At 38.1% G+C, this 231-nt stretch carries 1 protein-coding gene; it reads left to right on the top strand.

Features of this window, described 5'->3' with window-relative positions:
• A partial coding sequence (locus R0J88_RS24025; protein ID WP_410901461.1) for a response regulator occupies nt 1–231 on the top strand: 231 nt, incomplete at both ends.

Here is a 231-nt window from a genome sequence, read left to right as displayed (position 1 = left end):
CTATCTAAATGTTCAGCAAGCTAGAGAATCAAATAAATTAATTTTGCTTCTTGAAGACAACCTTCTACACCAGCAAGTTTTAACCGACCAATTGCATATACTGGGGTATGGCGTAGAGGTTGCCAACAATGGCGAAGAAGGCCGAGATATGTGGAGAAAGAATTATTTATCACTTGATTTAACCGATCTACACATGCCAAAAATGTCGGGATACGACATGGTTGAAAAAAT

This window comes from Pseudoalteromonas sp. SIMBA_162, from assembly GCF_046535955.1.
In the GTDB taxonomy this organism is placed as follows: Bacteria; Pseudomonadota; Gammaproteobacteria; order Enterobacterales; family Alteromonadaceae; genus Pseudoalteromonas; species Pseudoalteromonas marina.
Note: the sequence above shows the minus strand (reverse complement) of the source record. Positions and strands in the feature narration are given on the sequence as shown.